The organism is Pseudomonas cichorii, assembly GCF_018343775.1.
Taxonomy (GTDB): domain Bacteria; phylum Pseudomonadota; class Gammaproteobacteria; order Pseudomonadales; family Pseudomonadaceae; genus Aquipseudomonas; species Aquipseudomonas cichorii.
In genome coordinates this window covers 2,783,407-2,800,053 of sequence record NZ_CP074349.1, presented here as the reverse complement: position 1 = coordinate 2,800,053, position 16,647 = coordinate 2,783,407, and the positions used below count along the sequence as shown (strand labels likewise).

The 16,647-nt window shown below is 58.8% G+C and carries 14 protein-coding genes; 11 read left to right on the top strand and 3 right to left on the bottom strand.

Annotated features, from left to right (window positions below; all coding sequences use genetic code 11):
* Window positions 1–4: 4 nt before the first annotated feature.
* Window positions 5–1,729 carry an autotransporter assembly complex protein TamA gene (locus KGD89_RS12345; protein WP_025260089.1) on the bottom strand — a complete coding sequence of 575 codons (1,725 nt, stop codon included), beginning with the start codon at window positions 1,727–1,729 and terminating at the stop codon, window positions 5–7.
* A gap of 290 nt (window positions 1,730–2,019) precedes the next feature.
* Between KGD89_RS12345 and xthA the strand changes: the two genes are divergently transcribed.
* Both xthA and KGD89_RS12335 read left to right on the top strand, forming a co-directional pair.
* A complete protein-coding gene (gene xthA, locus KGD89_RS12340; RefSeq protein ID WP_025260087.1) occupies window positions 2,020–2,832 on the top strand; it encodes an exodeoxyribonuclease III in 813 nt (270 codons plus the stop codon).
* A 139-nt stretch (window positions 2,833–2,971) separates the two neighbouring features.
* Window positions 2,972–4,315, top strand: coding sequence for a substrate-binding domain-containing protein (locus KGD89_RS12335; RefSeq protein WP_025260086.1), 1,344 nt, complete (start codon window positions 2,972–2,974; stop codon window positions 4,313–4,315).
* Between the two features lie 19 nt (window positions 4,316–4,334).
* Here KGD89_RS12335 and KGD89_RS12330 read toward each other — a convergent pair whose 3' ends face one another.
* On the bottom strand, window positions 4,335–5,546 hold the full coding sequence (locus KGD89_RS12330; protein WP_038399851.1) for an acyl-CoA dehydrogenase: 1,212 nt from the start codon (window positions 5,544–5,546) through the stop codon (window positions 4,335–4,337).
* 168 nt (window positions 5,547–5,714) lie between these two features.
* On the opposite strand from KGD89_RS12330, the gene KGD89_RS12325 reads away from it, so the two are divergent.
* The 3 genes from KGD89_RS12325 (at window position 5,715) to KGD89_RS12315 (ending at window position 8,129) form a co-directional block, all read left to right on the top strand.
* The gene (locus tag KGD89_RS12325; protein ID WP_025260085.1) at window positions 5,715–6,644 is read left to right on the top strand and encodes a LysR family transcriptional regulator; all 930 of its coding nucleotides are present in this window, start codon (window positions 5,715–5,717) and stop codon (window positions 6,642–6,644) included.
* Between the two features lie 154 nt (window positions 6,645–6,798).
* Entirely contained in the window at window positions 6,799–7,179 is a 381-nt protein-coding gene (locus tag KGD89_RS12320; protein ID WP_038399849.1) for a MerR family transcriptional regulator, read from the top strand.
* A 50-nt stretch (window positions 7,180–7,229) separates the two neighbouring features.
* A complete protein-coding gene (locus tag KGD89_RS12315; RefSeq protein WP_025260084.1) occupies window positions 7,230–8,129 on the top strand; it encodes a hydroxymethylglutaryl-CoA lyase in 900 nt (299 codons plus the stop codon).
* A gap of 284 nt (window positions 8,130–8,413) precedes the next feature.
* Here the strand turns inward: KGD89_RS12315 and KGD89_RS26225 are convergent, their stop codons facing one another.
* Window positions 8,414–8,650 (bottom strand): hypothetical protein, encoded by a 237-nt coding sequence (locus tag KGD89_RS26225; protein ID WP_038400378.1) that lies wholly within the window; start codon window positions 8,648–8,650, stop codon window positions 8,414–8,416.
* Window positions 8,651–8,834: 184 nt separating this feature from the next.
* Here KGD89_RS26225 and KGD89_RS12310 point away from each other — a divergent pair, with 184 nt between their 5' ends.
* The 6 genes from KGD89_RS12310 to KGD89_RS12285 all read left to right on the top strand — a co-directional run bounded on the left by KGD89_RS12310 (window position 8,835) and on the right by KGD89_RS12285 (window position 16,635).
* Complete coding sequence (locus KGD89_RS12310) at window positions 8,835–9,998, top strand: isovaleryl-CoA dehydrogenase (RefSeq protein WP_025260082.1); 1,164 nt, start codon at window positions 8,835–8,837, stop codon at window positions 9,996–9,998.
* A gap of 15 nt (window positions 9,999–10,013) precedes the next feature.
* Complete coding sequence (locus tag KGD89_RS12305; protein ID WP_025260081.1) at window positions 10,014–11,621, top strand: carboxyl transferase domain-containing protein; 1,608 nt, start codon at window positions 10,014–10,016, stop codon at window positions 11,619–11,621.
* Window positions 11,622–11,635: 14 nt separating this feature from the next.
* The gene (locus KGD89_RS12300; RefSeq protein WP_095068043.1) at window positions 11,636–12,457 is read left to right on the top strand and encodes a gamma-carboxygeranoyl-CoA hydratase; all 822 of its coding nucleotides are present in this window, start codon (window positions 11,636–11,638) and stop codon (window positions 12,455–12,457) included.
* Window positions 12,454–14,418 (top strand): acetyl/propionyl/methylcrotonyl-CoA carboxylase subunit alpha, encoded by a 1,965-nt coding sequence (locus KGD89_RS12295; protein ID WP_025260079.1) that lies wholly within the window; start codon window positions 12,454–12,456, stop codon window positions 14,416–14,418. Before KGD89_RS12300 ends, KGD89_RS12295 begins: the two co-directional genes overlap by 4 nt.
* 456 nt (window positions 14,419–14,874) lie before the next feature.
* Window positions 14,875–15,420, top strand: a complete 546-nt coding sequence (locus KGD89_RS12290; RefSeq protein ID WP_025260078.1) for a DUF4880 domain-containing protein — start codon at window positions 14,875–14,877, stop codon at window positions 15,418–15,420.
* Between the two features lie 78 nt (window positions 15,421–15,498).
* Window positions 15,499–16,635: a M14 family metallopeptidase gene (locus KGD89_RS12285; protein ID WP_025260077.1), complete on the top strand. Its 1,137-nt coding sequence runs from the start codon at window positions 15,499–15,501 to the stop codon at window positions 16,633–16,635.
* The last annotated feature ends 12 nt before the right edge of the window (window positions 16,636–16,647 follow it).

The window sequence follows — 16,647 nt, the reverse complement described above, 5'->3', positions numbered from 1 at the left end:
CGCTTCACAGTTCCGGTCCCATGGAGAAGTGCAGACGAATCCCGCCGTCATCGTCCAGCGCACGGGCCAGATCCAGGCGCAACGGCCCGACCGGTGAAACCCAGCGCACCCCGAAGCCTACGCCGGTCTTCAGGCTCGGCAGCTCAAGGTTATTGAAGGAGTTGCCCTGATCGACAAAAGTCGCCAGACGCCATTTTTCCGCGATGGAGTATTGATACTCGACACTGCCCGCCACCATGTAGCGACCGCCGATACGGTCGCCATCGGAGTTGGTCGGCGACAGGGTCTGATAGTCATAACCGCGAACGCTCTGATCGCCACCGGCAAAAAAGCGCAGAGACGGCGGGATGGATTTATAGCCATTGGTCAGGTTGCCACCGAACTGCACGCGCCCGAGAAAACGGTGATTCTGCGCAACGGTGGTCAGGCCCTTGAGCAGTACGTTGCCATGAAACAGGTTGGCATCTGACATCACGCCCTCCTTGGCAACCTGCGCATCGAACTGCAACCGGTAGCCCTGGCTCGGATCGATGCGGTTGTCGCTGCGCAGGAACGAATAGCTGATACCGGGCATCAGCAAGGTGCTCAGGCCGCTGTCATCGCCCAGGCGATACTCTTCTCGCTGCCACTTGAGGGAAACCACCCGCTCCCAGCCACTGGGCAACTTGCTGTGCCATTCCGGGCCGACGGTGAGCAGCTTGCTGAGGCTGTCGGTGCCTGCGATTTCTTCATATTGATAACCACCGGCAAAACGCAGCTTGTCGGTCAGTGGTGGATCGAGCGGTATGTCGTACCACAGGCCCACATTCTGCCGGGGTGCCGACAGCTCTGTTTCAAACCCATAACTGTGCCCTTGGGGATTGGCCCAGTGGCGCGTCCAGTTGGCCTTGCCACGCGGCCCGACGTCAGTGGAAAAACCCAGACCCAGGCCCATGGTGCGCGGCTTGCGGGTTTCCAGTTGCACACTCACCGGAATGACCTGCCCCACGGCAGCGGCGGGAGCTGCATCCACCCGCACGCCCTCGAAATAGCCACTGGACTGCATGGCCTGATTGAGTTCGGCGATCAGTTGCGAGTCGTAAGGCGTGTTTTCTTTGAACGGCACCATGCGCTTGAGCAGGTCGTCATCGAGCGGTGTATCGCCACTGAACACCACTTTGCCCAGGGAGTAGCGCGGACCGCTGTCATAGACCAGATCGATATCCGCCACCCCGGCGCGAGGGTCTATCGTCAGACGCTGGCTGGTAAAGCGGCCGCTGAAAAAACCGTAGCGTGAGGCCTGATTCTGGATCAGGCGCTTTGCATCTTCATAATAACCGTGGTTGAGCACGGCACCGGGAGCGAGAGCCCGGCTCCTGGGAACCTGAAAAGCCTTGAGGGACGCCGCTGGCCCATCGATACGTACCGTCACATTGCGCAGGCGGATAGGTTCACCGGGCTGGATGGTGATGACCAGCTTCGGGTCCTGGTCGCCTGTCACCTGACTGTCAATTTGCGCCTGATAGTAGCCCAGCGCCTGAGCTGCCTTCTGCGCCTGTTCTTCAGCGCCCAGGCTGAAATGTTTCAGGGCCTCGGCATCACGCTCGCCAAGGCTGCCTACATATCCTTCGACGTTGGCTTTGAGTTCCGGATTCGCGGGCTTGATCCTGACATCCAGACGGGCTTGGGCAAGGGCCGTTGCGCTCATGGACATCAGCAGCGCGCTGCTGAGCAGGGTTAAAAACTTCATATGGTCACGGATGCTAACACGATCGACAGATTCTGCTGGAACCCGTCAATAGGTCGAACTTTCAATCCCTTACGCCACAACCTGCAGGAAAACCTGAAGGTCCGGTCAGAAAAAAGCCTTCTGCGCACTGGCCTTGCAGCCATTTTCATCCATGGCTGCGCAAGGGTGAGAGCAAGCACAGCCGGAACAGTTCCAGCCATCAATCCAGCGTAGCAGCCGACAGCACGCTGGCCGTAAATCGGCCGGTCGGCTAGCATCGCTTCTTTGTATGAATTCAGGATTGCCGCTTCATGAAAATTGTATCTTTCAATATCAACGGTCTGCGTGCCCGACCGCATCAGCTGGCGGCGCTGATCGAAAAACATCAGCCTGACGTGATTGGCCTACAGGAAACCAAGGTCAGCGACGAGCAGTTTCCCCAGGCAGAGATCGAATCGCTGGGCTACCACGTTCACTTCCATGGTCAGAAAGGCCATTACGGCGTTGCCCTGCTTTCACGCAATATGCCACTGGCCCTGCACAAGGGTTTCGAGGGGGACGACGAAGAGGCACAGAAGCGTTTCATCTGGGGCACCTACGCTGACAGCAATGGCCAGCCGATCACCATCATGAATGGTTACTTCCCTCAGGGCGAAAGCCGCGACCACCCCACCAAGTTCCCCGCCAAGCAACGCTTCTACAACGACCTGCAAGCACTGCTGGAAAGCCGTTTCAGCAATGACCAGCCGCTGATCGTCATGGGCGATGTGAATATTTCCCCGCAAGACTGCGACATCGGCATCGGCCCGGACAATGCCAAGCGCTGGCTGAAAACCGGCAAATGCAGCTTTCTGCCGGAAGAGCGCGAATGGATGGAGCGCCTGAAGAACTGGGGCCTGGTGGACAGCTTCCGGCACCTGCACCCGGAAGTGGCGGATCAGTTCAGTTGGTTCGACTACCGCAGTCGCGGCTTTGAAGACAGCCCCAAGCGCGGACTGCGCATCGACCTGATCATGACGTCCACAGGTCTGCAACCACGCATCAAGGCAGCCGGCGTGGACTACGAGTTGCGCGGTATGGAAAAACCTTCGGATCACGCGCCTATCTGGCTTGAATTGAGCTGATAAATGTCGCGATACCGGCTTGCCTGTGACCCGCAGGCGAGTCGGCGCGAATAAACACCAGACGCCTCATCAAGCGTCATATTTCAGCAATCTTTCTGTCTTATTCTGCCGAGACTTTCCGCTATACAAGGTGACGCAGATGCTGCGCGCTCTGCTTTGCGCACTGGTGCTGCCCTGCGCCTTCCTGCCCTGCATGACCCAGGCTGCGCTGCCCGTACCGACGGGCAACACGCCGGCGTTGCGCATCCAGGGTTCCAACACCATCAATGCGCAACTGGGCCCGGCACTGGTCGAAGGCCTGATGCGCCAGCAAGGGCTGCAAGCCCTGCAAAGACTTCCCGGCACCCAACCCAACGAAACCCGCGTGACGGGCTCCACGGCAGCCGGACAGGTGGTGGTCGCGGAAATTGCCGCCCACGGTTCGGGCACCGGTTTCACTGCGCTCAAGGCAGGCAGCGCCGATATTGCGGCCTCTTCACGACCGATCAAGGATCAGGAAGCCCAGGAACTCAAAGCCCTTGGCGACCTGAAAAGCCTCGAGAGCGAACAAGTGATCGCCATCGACGGCGTAGCGGTCATCTTGCATCCGGGCAATCCGCTGCGACAGCTCAGCACTCTGGAACTGGCTCGCATCTTTTCGGGAGAAATCCGAGACTGGCAAGAAGTCGGCGGCAATGCCGGCGAGATTCATCTATACGCACGCGACGAAAATTCCGGCACCTATGAAACCTTCAAGGAACTGGTGCTGACCCGCAACAGCAAGAACCTGTCGCGTCAGGCGAGGCGCTTCGAGTCCAGCGAGCAACTTTCCGATGCGGTCAGCCATGATCGCAACGGCATTGGCTTCATCGGCCTGCCTTATGTTCGCCACACCAAAGCCGTAGCGGTTACCGACGGCGAATCAAAAGCGATGCTGCCGACTGTCAGCCTGATTGCCACCGAGGATTACCCGCTTTCGAGACGCCTGTATCTTTATGTTCCGCCCAAGGCAAACCATGACTGGGCCCAGGCACTGGTTCACTTTGTGCAAAGCGCCGAAGGCCAGGCTATCGTGGCCAGCAACGGTTTTGTGGCCCAGACCGTTCAGGCCATGAAGGTGCAGGCAACGGCGCAGATGCCCGAGGACTATCAGGCATTGACTCGCAAGGCCGAGCGCCTGTCGGTCAACTTCCGCTTTGCCCAGGGCAGCGCCCGACTGGATAACAAGGCACAGCTGGATCTCAGGCGTGTGGCGGATTACCTCAAAACCCATCAGAAGCTCGATCAGCAAGTCACACTGGTGGGTTTTGGCGATGCCAAGAGCGATTCGGCACGGGCCACCCTGCTTTCCCGGCTGCGCGCCATGGCGGTTCGCCGGGAACTGCAGAAAAGTGGCGTGACTTTCCACGAAATACTGGGCTTCGGCGACGAAATGCCGGTCGCTGGCAACGATGCCGACGATGGCCGGATCAAGAACCGGCGGGTTGAAGTCTGGGTGAATTGAATCCGCCCCCCTGACCTACTCACCTCTGAGGCAGGTATTTTCCCAGTTCAAATTTGCCAATAGCCGCACGATGCACCTCATCCGGGCCGTCGGCCAGACGCAAGGTGCGCTGCATGGCATACATATAGGCCAGCGGGAAATCATTGGAAACCCCTGCGCCGCCATGGATCTGGATGGCCCGGTCAATGACTTTCAAAGCCACGTTGGGCGCCACCACCTTGATCTGGGCAATCTCGCTTTTGGCCACCTTGTTACCCACGGTATCCATCATGTAAGCGGCCTTGAGGGTCAGCAGCCGCGCCATGTCGATTTCCATGCGCGAATCCGCAATCCTGTCGATATTGCCGCCCAGCAACCCCAATGGCTTGCCGAATGCCACGCGACTGGCAGCACGCTGACACATCAGTTCCAAAGCCCGCTCCGCCATGCCGATCGAGCGCATGCAGTGGTGGATACGCCCAGGCCCCAGACGCCCCTGGGCGATTTCAAAACCACGCCCTTCGCCCAACAGCACATTGCCATAAGGCACCCGGACATTCTCGAACAGCACCTCGGCGTGCCCGTGAGGCGCATCGTCATAGCCAAAGACCGGCAGCGGCCGCACGATTTTCACGCCGGGCGTATCAGCAGGCACAAGAATCATGGAGTGCTGCTGATGACGAGGCCCATCAGGGTTGGTCAGGCCCATGAAAATCAGGATTTTGCAGCGCGGGTCACAGGCGCCGGAGGTCCACCACTTGCGGCCATTGATAACCCACTCATCGCCATCCCGCTCGGCGCGGGCCGCCATATTGGTTGCATCCGAGGACGCCACGTCAGGCTCGGTCATGGCAAAGGCCGAACGAATCTCGCCCCGCAGCAGCGGCTCCAGCCATTGCTGCTTCTGCTCCGGGGTTGCGTAACGCACCAGCACTTCCATATTGCCGGTATCCGGAGCCGAACAGTTGAAAGGCTCAGGCCCCAGCAGCGAGCGCCCCATGATTTCAGCCAGGGGCGCGTATTCAAGATTGGTCAGGCCTGCGCCCAGTTTCGACTCGGGCAGGAACAGGTTCCACAGGCCTTGCTCCATGGCCCTGGCTTTGAGCTCTTCCATGATTGCCGTGGGCTGCCAGCGGTCACCTTCCGCCACCTGGCGCTCGAACACCGGCTCAGCGGGATAAACGTAAGCGTCCATGAAGGCAGTGACGCGCTCGCGTAGCTCCTGCACTTTCGGGGAATAGGCAAAATCCATCGGCAGCTACCTTCTCAAGGGAATGGAGGTCATGGAAAGGATGCTAAAGAACCCACCGGCATTTATCTAATCTATTCTCGGCGTATATAAACATTCATAACCAATATATGATCGGGCTACGCTGCGGCATAAGCAGTGACCCTACAAGAACAACGAGAGGCGCCTCCAATGAACCTGAGCAAGGTTGATCTCAATCTTTTCATTGTCTTCGACGCCATTTACACCGAAGCCAATCTGACACGAGCCGGCCAGATCGTGGGTATTACCCAGCCAGCGGTATCCAACGCCCTGGCGCGACTGCGGGAAACCTTCAACGATCCGCTGTTCGTGCGCACGGCACAGGGCATGGTGCCCACGCCCATGGCCCAGAACATCATCGGCCCGGTGCGCAATGCCTTGTCACTACTGCGAGTGTCGGTGCAGGAAAGCCGGATTTTCAATCCGCTGCAGGCCAGCAAGAACTACCGCATCAGCATGACCGACCTCACCGAAGCGGTGATCCTGCCCCTGCTGTTTCAGCGCCTGCGGCGTCAGGCCCCGGCAGTGACCATCGAAAGCTTCCTGTCCAAACGTCGCGAAACCACCAAGGAACTGGCCGCAGGGCGCCTGGACTTCGCCGTCGATGCGCCTCTCAATACCGATCCGCAGGTACGGCATGTCAAGTTGATGGAAGACAAATACGTCTGCGCCATGCGCAAAGGCCATCCTCTGGCAGGCAAGGCAGCCTTCAATCTGGATGACTATCTGGCGCAGGCGCACATTCATATTTCCAGCCGTCGCAGCGGCCTTGGGCATGTGGACCTGGCGCTGGGCAAGATGGGAATCCAGCGCAAGATCGCCTTGCGTTCCCAGCACTACCTGATGGCGACCCAGGTGCTGCAACAGACCGACATGGTCATGACCGTCCCCGAGCGCTTTTCCCGACGTCATGACCTGCACTATGCGCAGTTGCCGGTCAGCGATGTTCCGGCAGTGGAAACCCATCTGTACTGGCACGAAAGCACCGACCAGGATCCGGCCAATCGCTGGATGCGCGAGCAGCTTATCGAACTGTGCCAGCGGGTTACCGCACAGGAAAAAAAGACAGAAACAGCATAAGCTATATGACTCAAATAACTGATAAATATAGATTTAAATTTAAAAGTTAAAGCTAGTTCTAGCTTTAACTTTGACTCTGCAGAGCGGTACCGGCTTGACGTATACGTCAAGCCAGCCTTAGGTTAACTCAAAGGTTTCCCCCGCCGAGCGCCCCATGAATAGCCCGACCTACAGCATCTCCGACCTCGCCCGCGAACTGGATATCACTACCCGCGCCATTCGCTTTTACGAGGAACAAGGCATGCTCAGCCCTGAAAGACGGGGCCTGGAGCGTATCTACTCCCCCCGTGACAAAGTCACCCTCAAGCTGATCCTGCGCGGTAAACGCATCGGCTTCTCCCTGGCTGAATGCAGGGAGCTGATCGAGCTGTACGACCCTCACGGTGACAATCAGAAGCAGTTACACAGCATGCTGGGCAAGATCGAAGAGCGCCGCAACCAGTTGGAGCAGCAGCTTCTGGATATTCAGCAGATGCAGCTGGAGCTGGATACCGCAGAGGAACGCTGCAGGGCTGCGCTGGATAAAACCCTTTAGTATCAAAAATATAAACAATAAACCTCAACAAAAAATGAGGTACAACCGCCATGCATTTACCTCAACGCGTTCGCCTGGTGGAAGTCGGCCCCAGAGACGGCCTGCAAAATGAAGCGCATCCGGTGAGCATTTCGGACAAGGTGAAACTGATCGAGGACCTGACAGCCGCAGGACTGAAGCACATCGAGGCCGGTAGTTTCGTATCCCCCAAATGGGTGCCGCAGATGGCCGGCTCTGCAGAAGTCTTTGCCAGGCTCCAACCTCAAACCGGTGTCATCTATTCAGCACTGACCCCCAATCTGAAAGGTTTTGAAGATGCGCTGCAGGCCGGAGTTCGTGAGGTGGCGGTATTTGCTTCAGCCTCCGAAGCCTTTTCCAAGCGCAATATCAACTGCTCCATCAGCGAAAGCCTGGAGCGTTTCCTGCCGGTAATGGCGGCGGCGCATCTGCATGGCATTCGCGTGCGAGGTTATGTGTCGTGCGTACTGGGCTGCCCGTACGAAGGCAAGGTTCTCCCCCAACAGGTGTCATCCGTGGCCAACGAATTGATCGCCATGGGCTGCTACGAAGTGTCTCTGGGCGACACCATCGGCATCGGCACACCCGCCGACACACGGGAGCTGTTCAACGTGGTCGCCGGGCAGATTCCCCGGGGCAAACTCGCCGGGCATTTTCACGACACCTACGGCCAGGCACTGGTCAATATCTACGCCAGTCTGCTGGAAGGCATCGCGGTTTTCGACAGCTCGGTTGCCGGACTTGGCGGCTGTCCTTACGCCAAGGGTGCCAGCGGCAATGTGGCGACAGAGGACGTGCTGTATATGCTCGGCGGCCTGGGTATCGACACTGGCATCGACCTGGATCCGCTGATCGCGGCTGGCCAGCGCATCTGTACCGTGCTGGAACGCCGCAACGGGTCCAGGGTGGCTATAGCTCGTCTGCCCGTTTGAGAAGGGTCATTGGTCGGCGAGCCGGTGCGGCAACTTGTCACAGAGTGTTACCCTCGCCAAGATCAGTTGAGTGAAAACGGGTAACACGGAAACATTCAATGGCTGACGGGCAAGCGCCTCAGCCTCCAGAATCCCGCCAAAGCCCCGCTTTTAAAGGGTTTCGCAAAAACTGGCACGGGTTCTGCTATATCTCTTGTACAACAAGAACAAGAAAACGCAGCAATCCAATAAAAACAATACGTATCGGCTCTGACATAACAAGAACAACACGGACAGAGGCGCAGCTAACAGATTTTTTTGGAGTGGATAGCTTTTAGAGGCCCTTGCGAAAGGGTACTCGCAACCAGGCAGAGAACAATAAAACTACCTTCAGGTAGCTCCGGAACTGGTTGGATCGACACGATAAAAGCGATATCAGCGCTCAAAAAAATACGTTTGCTCTTGATCCCGAATGGGGGTCGCTCAAAAAAGATGTGAAGGGCCAGGTCGCCAAAAACAATAAAAGGCCTCCCGAAAAACAAAAAAGAGCATGCAAAGAAACCTTGAAGGGGAGCCCAGGCTCCCCTTCGTGCTTTCCGGCATTCCCCACAATCTCCCTCCTCTTTCCCCTGTTCGCCCTCCGACATTGACACCTTGGCAATTCCAGGCTTACGTTAACGTAAAGGTCATAGCCAATCCGCCAATAATAAAACTGGAGCGCTATTCATGATCTACCCCAGCCTGAACTTCGCCTTGGGCGAAACCATCGACATGTTGCGTGACCAGACCCGGTCCTTTGTCGCGTCCGAACTCTCCCCACGCGCCGCACAGATCGACAAGGACAACCTGTTCCCGGCCGATATGTGGCGCAAGTTCGGAGAAATGGGCCTTCTGGGCATTACCGTCAGCGAAGAGTATGGCGGTGCAGGCCTTGGCTACCTGGCCCACGTGGTCGCCATGGAAGAAATCAGTCGCGGGTCGGCCTCAGTCGCCCTCTCCTATGGGGCGCACTCGAACCTGTGCGTCAACCAGATCAATCGCAATGGTACCCCGGCGCAGAAAGCCCGTTATCTGCCCGCATTGATCAGTGGCGAACATGTCGGCGCCCTGGCCATGAGCGAACCCAATGCCGGCTCGGACGTGGTGTCTATGAAGCTGAGGGCCGAGCGGCATGGCGACCGTTTCGTGCTCAATGGCAGCAAGACCTGGATCACCAACGGCCCGGACGCCAACACCTATGTGATCTACGCCAAGACCGACCCGGAACAGGCTGCACATGGCATCAGTGCCTTTATCGTCGAGCGCGACTGGAAGGGTTTCACCCGCAGCAACAAGTTCGACAAGCTCGGCATGCGTGGCTCCAATACCTGCGAGCTGTTTTTCGATGACGTGGAAATCCCGGAAGAAAACCTGCTGGGGCCGCTCAATGGCGGCGTGAAGGTGTTGATGAGCGGCCTGGATTACGAGCGCGTCGTACTGTCTGGCGGCCCGACCGGGATCATGCAGGCCTGCATGGATGTGGTGCTGCCTTATATCCACGACCGCAAACAGTTCGGCCAGAGCATTGGCGAGTTCCAACTCATTCAGGGCAAGGTCGCGGACATGTACACCCAGATGAATGCCAGCCGCGCGTATCTGTATGCCGTCGCCCAGGCCTGCGATCGCGGCGAAACCACTCGCAAGGATGCCGCCGGGATCATCCTTTACAGCGCCGAACGGGCCACGCAAATGGCACTGGATACCATCCAGATTCTGGGCGGCAACGGTTACATCAATGAATTCCCGGCCGGTCGCCTCCTGCGCGACGCCAAGCTCTACGAGATCGGCGCAGGCACCAGTGAAATCCGGCGCATGCTGATTGGCCGCGAACTGTTCAACGAGACCCGCTGACTTCCGGAGTGCTTCATGACCATTCTGCCCAGCCGAATCAATACGCGCTCCGCCGAATTCGCCAGCAACCACGCTGCCTTGCTGGAACAGGTCAATGACCTGCGCCGCCTGCTGGCCAGGGTTCATGAAGGTGGCGGCAGCAAGGCCCAGGAGCGCCACACGTCCCGAGGCAAGCTATTGCCCCGCGAGCGCATCAATCGCTTGCTGGACCCCGGCTCGCCGTTTCTGGAAATCGGCCAGCTCGCAGCTCATGGTGTCTATGACGAAGAGGTGCCGGCGGCGGGCGTGATTGCCGGCATTGGCCGGGTCGAAGGCGTGGAATGCATGATTGTCGCCAATGACGCCACGGTCAAAGGTGGCTCCTACTACCCGCTCACCGTCAAAAAGCACCTGCGTGCCCAGGCCATCGCCCAGCAGAATCGCCTGCCTTGTATCTATCTGGTGGATTCGGGCGGTGCCAACCTGCCGCGTCAGGATGAGGTGTTTCCGGATCGCGAACACTTCGGGCGGATCTTCTTCAATCAGGCCAACATGAGCGCCATGGGGATCCCGCAGATTGCCGTGGTCATGGGGTCCTGCACGGCGGGCGGCGCCTATGTGCCCGCCATGGCCGACGAAGCGATCATGGTGCGTCAACAGGCCACGATCTTCCTGGCCGGACCGCCACTGGTAAAGGCCGCCACCGGCGAAGTGGTGAGCGCCGAAGAACTGGGCGGTGCCGATGTGCATTGCCGGACTTCCGGAGTGGCCGACCACTACGCCGAGAACGACGAACACGCCCTGGAGCTGGCCCGCCGCAGTGTCGCCAACCTCAACTGGCACAAGCAGGGTCGACTGAACGTCAGCGTACCTGTTGCGCCCTTGTATGCCAGCGACGAGTTGTATGGCGTGATTCCTGCCGAAGCCAAGCAGCCTTTCGATGTGCGCGAGGTCATTGCGCGACTGGTAGACGGTTCGGTGCTCGATGAATTCAAGGCGCTGTTCGGCACCACGCTGGTCTGCGGCTTTGCCCGGCTGCATGGCTACCCTGTCGCGATCCTCGCCAATAACGGCATTCTGTTCGCCGAAGCCGCGCAGAAAGGCGCGCACTTCATCGAACTGGCCTGCCAACGCGGCATCCCGTTGCTGTTCCTGCAGAACATCACCGGCTTCATGGTCGGCCAGAAATACGAAAGCGGCGGTATCGCCAAGCACGGCGCCAAGCTGGTGACCGCCGTAGCTTGCGCCCGAGTACCCAAATTCACCGTCATCATCGGTGGCAGCTTCGGGGCCGGGAACTATGGGATGTGTGGCCGTGCCTATGACCCGCGATTCCTCTGGATGTGGCCCAATGCGCGGATCGGCGTGATGGGCGGCGAACAGGCGGCGGGCGTGCTGGTGCAGGTCAAGCGCGAACAGGCCGAGCGCAGTGGCCAGACCTTCAGCGAAGAGCAGCAGGCCGAACTGAAACAGCCGATCCTCGACCAGTACGAACATCAGGGCCACCCCTATTATTCCAGCGCACGCCTGTGGGACGACGGCGTCATCGACCCGGCCCAGACCCGCGACATCCTGGCCCTGGCACTTTCAGCCTCGCTCAACGCACCCATCGAACCCACCACGTTCGGCCTGTTTCGCATGTAACCGGGGGATAGACCATGACGCCCTTCGCAACCATCACCCTGATCGAAGACCCACGCGGCTTCGCCACCCTGTGGCTCAATCGCCCGGAAAAGCACAACGCCTTCAATGCGCAGATGATTCGCGAGCTGATCCTGGCCCTGGACGCCGTACACGCCAATGCCAGCCTTCGCTTTCTGCTGATTCGCGGGCATGGCAAGCATTTCAGTGCGGGTGCCGACCTGAGCTGGATGCAGCAGGCAGCGGATCTGGATTACAACACCAACCTGGACGACGCCAGGGAACTGGCCGAACTGATGTACAACCTGGCCAAACTGAAAATCCCGACCCTGGCCGTGGTCCAGGGCGCGGCATTTGGCGGTGCATTGGGCCTGATCAGTTGCTGCGACCTGGCCATCGGCGCCCAAGAGGCGCAGTTCTGCCTGTCGGAGGTGCGGATTGGCCTGGCACCTGCGGTGATCAGCCCGTTTGTGGTTCAGGCCATCGGTGAACGTGCAGCGCGGCGCTACACCCTGACCGCCGAACGCTTCGATGGAATGCGTGCCCGGGAGATCGGCCTGCTTGCCGAGTGTTACCCGCTGGCGGACCTGGAAAACCAGACACGACTCTGGATCGATAATCTGCTGCTCAACAGCCCCCACGCCATGCGCACCAGCAAAGACCTGCTGCGGGAAGTGGGCAGCGGCGAACTGACGCCATCCCTGCGCCGTTACTGCGAAAGCGCCATCGCCCGGATTCGCACCAGCGCCGAAGGCCAGGAAGGTTTGCGGGCCTTTCTGGAAAAGCGCCAACCCTATTGGCAGACACCTGCGGACACACAGAAGGACTCGCAATCATGAACGCCCCGGCCAAGCCTGTTCTGACCACGCTGCTGGTTGCCAACCGGGGCGAAATCACCTGTCGCATCATGCGCACCGCCAAACAATTGGGGCTGACCACTGTCGCCGTCCACAGCGCCATTGATCGGGAAGCACGCCACAGCCGTGAAGCGGACATTCGGGTGGACCTGGGCGGGAGCAAGGCAGCAGAAAGCTACCTGCACATCGAAAAACTGATCGCCGCCGCCCGCTCCAGCGGTGCTCAGGCGATACATCCCGGCTACGGTTTTCTGTCCGAAAGCGCCGAATTTGCCAGGGCCGTTGAAAACGCCGGACTGATCTTTATCGGCCCGCCCGCTTCGGCCATAGAAGCCATGGGCAGCAAGTCCGCCGCCAAATCCTTGATGGAAGCTGCCGGAGTCCCGCTGGTGCCTGGCTATCATGGTGCCGCCCAGGATCTGGACACCTTTCGTACCGCTGCCGAACGTATCGGCTACCCCGTGCTGCTCAAGGCCACCGCAGGTGGTGGCGGCAAGGGCATGAAGATTGTGGAGAAAGACAGCGAACTGGCCGAGGCCCTGGCTTCGGCGCAGCGCGAAGCCAAGTCCTCGTTTGGCGACTCGCGAATGCTGGTGGAAAAGTACCTGCTCAGACCCCGCCATATCGAGATTCAGGTGTTTGCCGACCAGCACGGGCATTGCCTCTACCTCAATGAGCGGGACTGCTCGATACAGCGCCGCCACCAGAAAGTCGTCGAAGAAGCGCCGGCTCCGGGCCTGAGCCCGCAATTGCGCCAGACCATGGGCGAAGCCGCCGTCCGGGCAGCCCAGGCCATCGGTTATGTGGGTGCAGGCACCGTGGAATTTCTGCTGGATTCGCGGGGCGAGTTCTTCTTCATGGAGATGAACACCCGCCTGCAGGTCGAGCACCCGGTGACCGAATACATCACCGGGCTTGATCTGGTGCAGTGGCAGCTCAGCGTCGCCCTTGGCGAGGTACTGCCAATCACTCAAGAGCAAGTCCCCCTGAACGGGCACGCCATCGAAGTGCGCCTGTATGCCGAGGACCCGGAAAAGGACTTTCTGCCCGCCACCGGCACCCTCGACCTCTATCGCGAGCCCCTTCCCCGCCCAGGCTGGCGGATCGACAGCGGCGTCAGCCAGGGCGACAGCATCTCGCCGTTCTACGACCCCATGCTGGGCAAGCTGATTGCCTGGGGCGAAAACCGTGAAGAAGCACGCCTGCGACTGCTGACCATGCTGGATGAGTTCGCAGTGGGCGGCGTGAAAACCAATCTGCCCTTTTTGCAGCGCATCATTGGCCATCCGGCCTTTGCTGCCGCCGAGCTGGATACCGGATTCATCCCTCGCCATAAGGAGCACTTGCTGCCTGACACAGGCGAATTGACCGAAGAGTTCTGGCAGGCCGCCGCCGAAGCCTTTATCCAGAGCGAACCTTCACGTATCTGCACGGAGGACCAACACTCGCCATGGAGTTCAAACACAGGCCTGCGCTTCGGGCTACCCGATCAGATCGACCTTCACTTGCAGTGCAAGGACCAGATGAAAGTCGTCCGCCTGCGTCGCAGCAGCGAAGCCCTGTTGCAGTGGAGCGGCGAGCGACTGGTGGTGGAGAGCAATGGCGTTCGTCATCAACACCTGGCCATACGCCAGAGCGAAAAGCTGTACCTCAAGTGGCAAGGTGAAGTGCATGCGATCAGACGCATGGACCCCATCGCGGCAACCAGCACCAGTGAAACCCGGCAAGGCGGCTTTACTGCCCCCATGAATGGCAGCATCGTGCGCGTTCTGGTGCAAGCGGGTCAGCAGGTTGAGGCGGGTACACAACTGGTAGTGCTTGAGGCCATGAAAATGGAACACAGCATTCGTGCCGCGCAGGCAGGCGTGATTGCGGCATTACATTGCCAGGAAGGAGAAATGGTCAGCGAAGGAATGTTGCTGGTAGAAATGCAGGACATGTGAGGGCCTCTCCGGTTCGTACAGGACGGCATCACAGCGCAGGGAGGATTATTTATTTCAATGGACGCAGGAAAAACATTTGACTTGCAAATGATAATGATTATTATTGCATCAGCTGGTCGCGAGACTGGCGGATAACCCAGGAGTCTTAGGTCGACTCCCGGATTATCTCCTCATCAGGCTAATCACGGTTTTTGACCCGGCTTTTTGCCGGGTCTTTTTTTTGGTTTTTTCGCTGCTTCAGGCTAATGAAGTCTTTGTGTGTCTCAATGGCGCGGATCATAGCAAAACAATATCGACCAAGGTCATAAATTTTAGCTCCACCTTTCATTAAAAATAGTAATTGTTGTCACTTTTCACTTGAGAATGATTCTCGAATTCACTAGCCTGAAACTGGTCACGGATGACAACACACACTTTACAAGGAAGATTCCATGGAAGATCAGCGAGCGATAGATCATGAGTAGCCAGCTCTCTCCTCTGTTGCATCTGCCAACCCGGCAGCCAGATGCCCCCATATCCCGGCATGCCGCCGAGTTGAGCCGCAGCCTGGGCAAACTTTCGCGCCGTCGCCAGCAGATATTCCTGCTCAGCCGCCTCGATGGTGTCGCCTACGCCGAGATCGCCGCCTTTCTGGAAGTCGACCTGGAAAAGGTCGAACGCGCTATGTTCCGGGTACTGCAACAGGCTTACAGGCATGACGAAAAACCAGCCGACTTCCCCGGTGATCAGGCTCAGGAGCAGGCCAACCGCTGGTATGTTCACCTGCAAAGCCCGGCTACCACCGCCAGCCAGCGCATCGAGTTTCGTCACTGGCTGGATGCCGATCCGGCCCACCTTGCGGCCTTTCAGACCAGCGAACGCCTGTGGCGTCGCCTGCAAGCGCCCGCCGCCCTCCTCGGCAGCTCAGGCTGGCATCGTCGAAAGCGCCGCACTTATATGGCCTGGTGCCTGTTCACCGCATTCGTCTGCGGCCTGGTGATGACGGCTGAAACATTCTCCTGAACAGTCCATGGCATTCAAGTCGTCATAAAGACTGTCGATCGGTGTAAAGTACGGGCCTTACGTACACAGGAATACACCGTGGCCCTCACCATTCGTGCCGATTTCGACAGCGGCAATATCCAAGTCATAGATGCCAGCAATCCGGCACGCGTCGAACTGGCAATCGCGCCCGACACCCAAAGCACTCACTTTCAGTGGTTTCACTTCAAGGTCGAGGGCCTGAACGTCGGCCAGCCACATGCTTTCAGCCTGACCAATGCCAGCGAGTCCACCTTCAATCGTGCCTGGAGCGGCTATAACGCCGTGGCCTCCTACGATCACCAGACCTGGTTTCGTGTGCCTTCGAGCTTCGATGGCAAAGCCTTGAACTTCAGTATTTCGCCCAGCGAGCCGCATATCTGGTTCGCCTATTTCGAGCCCTACACCCGTGAGCGCCATGACTGGCTGATCAGGCAGGCTCTGGAAAAGACTGGCGCCGAGCTGCTGGCAACCGGCAAGAGCGTCGAGGGCCGGGATATTCAACTCCTGCGCAAGGGCGATGGTGCCGAAGGCAAGCGCAAGATCTGGATGATCGCCCAGCAACACCCCGGCGAGCATATGGCCGAGTGGTTCATGGAAGGCCTGATCGAGCGCTTGCAGGAACAGGACGACCCGGTCATCAGGCAACTGCTGGAGACGGCGGATCTGTACCTGGTGCCCAACGTGAATCCGGACGGCGCGTTTCATGGCCATTTGCGCACCAACGCCCAGGGCAACGACCTGAATCGCGCCTGGCAGGACAGCACGGCAGAGCAAAGCCCGGAAGTGTTTTTCGTCCTCCAGCAGATGGAAAAACATGGCGTGGACATGTTCATCGATGTCCATGGCGATGAAGAGATACCTTACGTGTTCACCGCCGCCTGCGAAGGCAATCCGGGTTATACCCAGCAGCAACAGCAACTGGAAGAGCATTTCCGTCGCCGCCTGAGTGAAATCACCGTCGACTTTCAGACCCGATATGGCTACCCCCGCAGCGCTCCCGGCCAGGCCAACATGAAGCTGGCCTGCAACAGCGTTGGCGAGCGCTTCAAGTGCCTGTCACTGACGCTGGAAATGCCCTTCAAGGATAACGACAACGCCCCGGATGCAACCACCGGCTGGTCAGGCAAGCGTTCCGGCCAGTTGGCCAGAAATGTGTTGACCGTGACATCGGAAATGGTCTCGATCCTGCGCTGATCAACACCCCTC

Bases quoted from the DNA above. Each gene is read 5' to 3' on its own strand.
- KGD89_RS12345 (WP_025260089.1), bottom strand. From the start codon at position 1,729: ATGAAGTTTTTAACCCTGCTCAGCAGCGCGCTGCTGATGTCCATGAGC.
- xthA (WP_025260087.1), top strand. From the start codon at position 2,020: ATGAAAATTGTATCTTTCAATATCAACGGTCTGCGTGCCCGACCGCAT.
- KGD89_RS12335 (WP_025260086.1), top strand. From the start codon at position 2,972: ATGCTGCGCGCTCTGCTTTGCGCACTGGTGCTGCCCTGCGCCTTCCTG.
- KGD89_RS12330 (WP_038399851.1), bottom strand. From the start codon at position 5,546: ATGGATTTTGCCTATTCCCCGAAAGTGCAGGAGCTACGCGAGCGCGTC.
- KGD89_RS12325 (WP_025260085.1), top strand. From the start codon at position 5,715: ATGAACCTGAGCAAGGTTGATCTCAATCTTTTCATTGTCTTCGACGCC.
- KGD89_RS12320 (WP_038399849.1), top strand. From the start codon at position 6,799: ATGAATAGCCCGACCTACAGCATCTCCGACCTCGCCCGCGAACTGGAT.
- KGD89_RS12315 (WP_025260084.1), top strand. From the start codon at position 7,230: ATGCATTTACCTCAACGCGTTCGCCTGGTGGAAGTCGGCCCCAGAGAC.
- KGD89_RS12310 (WP_025260082.1), top strand. From the start codon at position 8,835: ATGATCTACCCCAGCCTGAACTTCGCCTTGGGCGAAACCATCGACATG.
- KGD89_RS12305 (WP_025260081.1), top strand. From the start codon at position 10,014: ATGACCATTCTGCCCAGCCGAATCAATACGCGCTCCGCCGAATTCGCC.
- KGD89_RS12300 (WP_095068043.1), top strand. From the start codon at position 11,636: ATGACGCCCTTCGCAACCATCACCCTGATCGAAGACCCACGCGGCTTC.
- KGD89_RS12295 (WP_025260079.1), top strand. From the start codon at position 12,454: ATGAACGCCCCGGCCAAGCCTGTTCTGACCACGCTGCTGGTTGCCAAC.
- KGD89_RS12290 (WP_025260078.1), top strand. From the start codon at position 14,875: ATGAGTAGCCAGCTCTCTCCTCTGTTGCATCTGCCAACCCGGCAGCCA.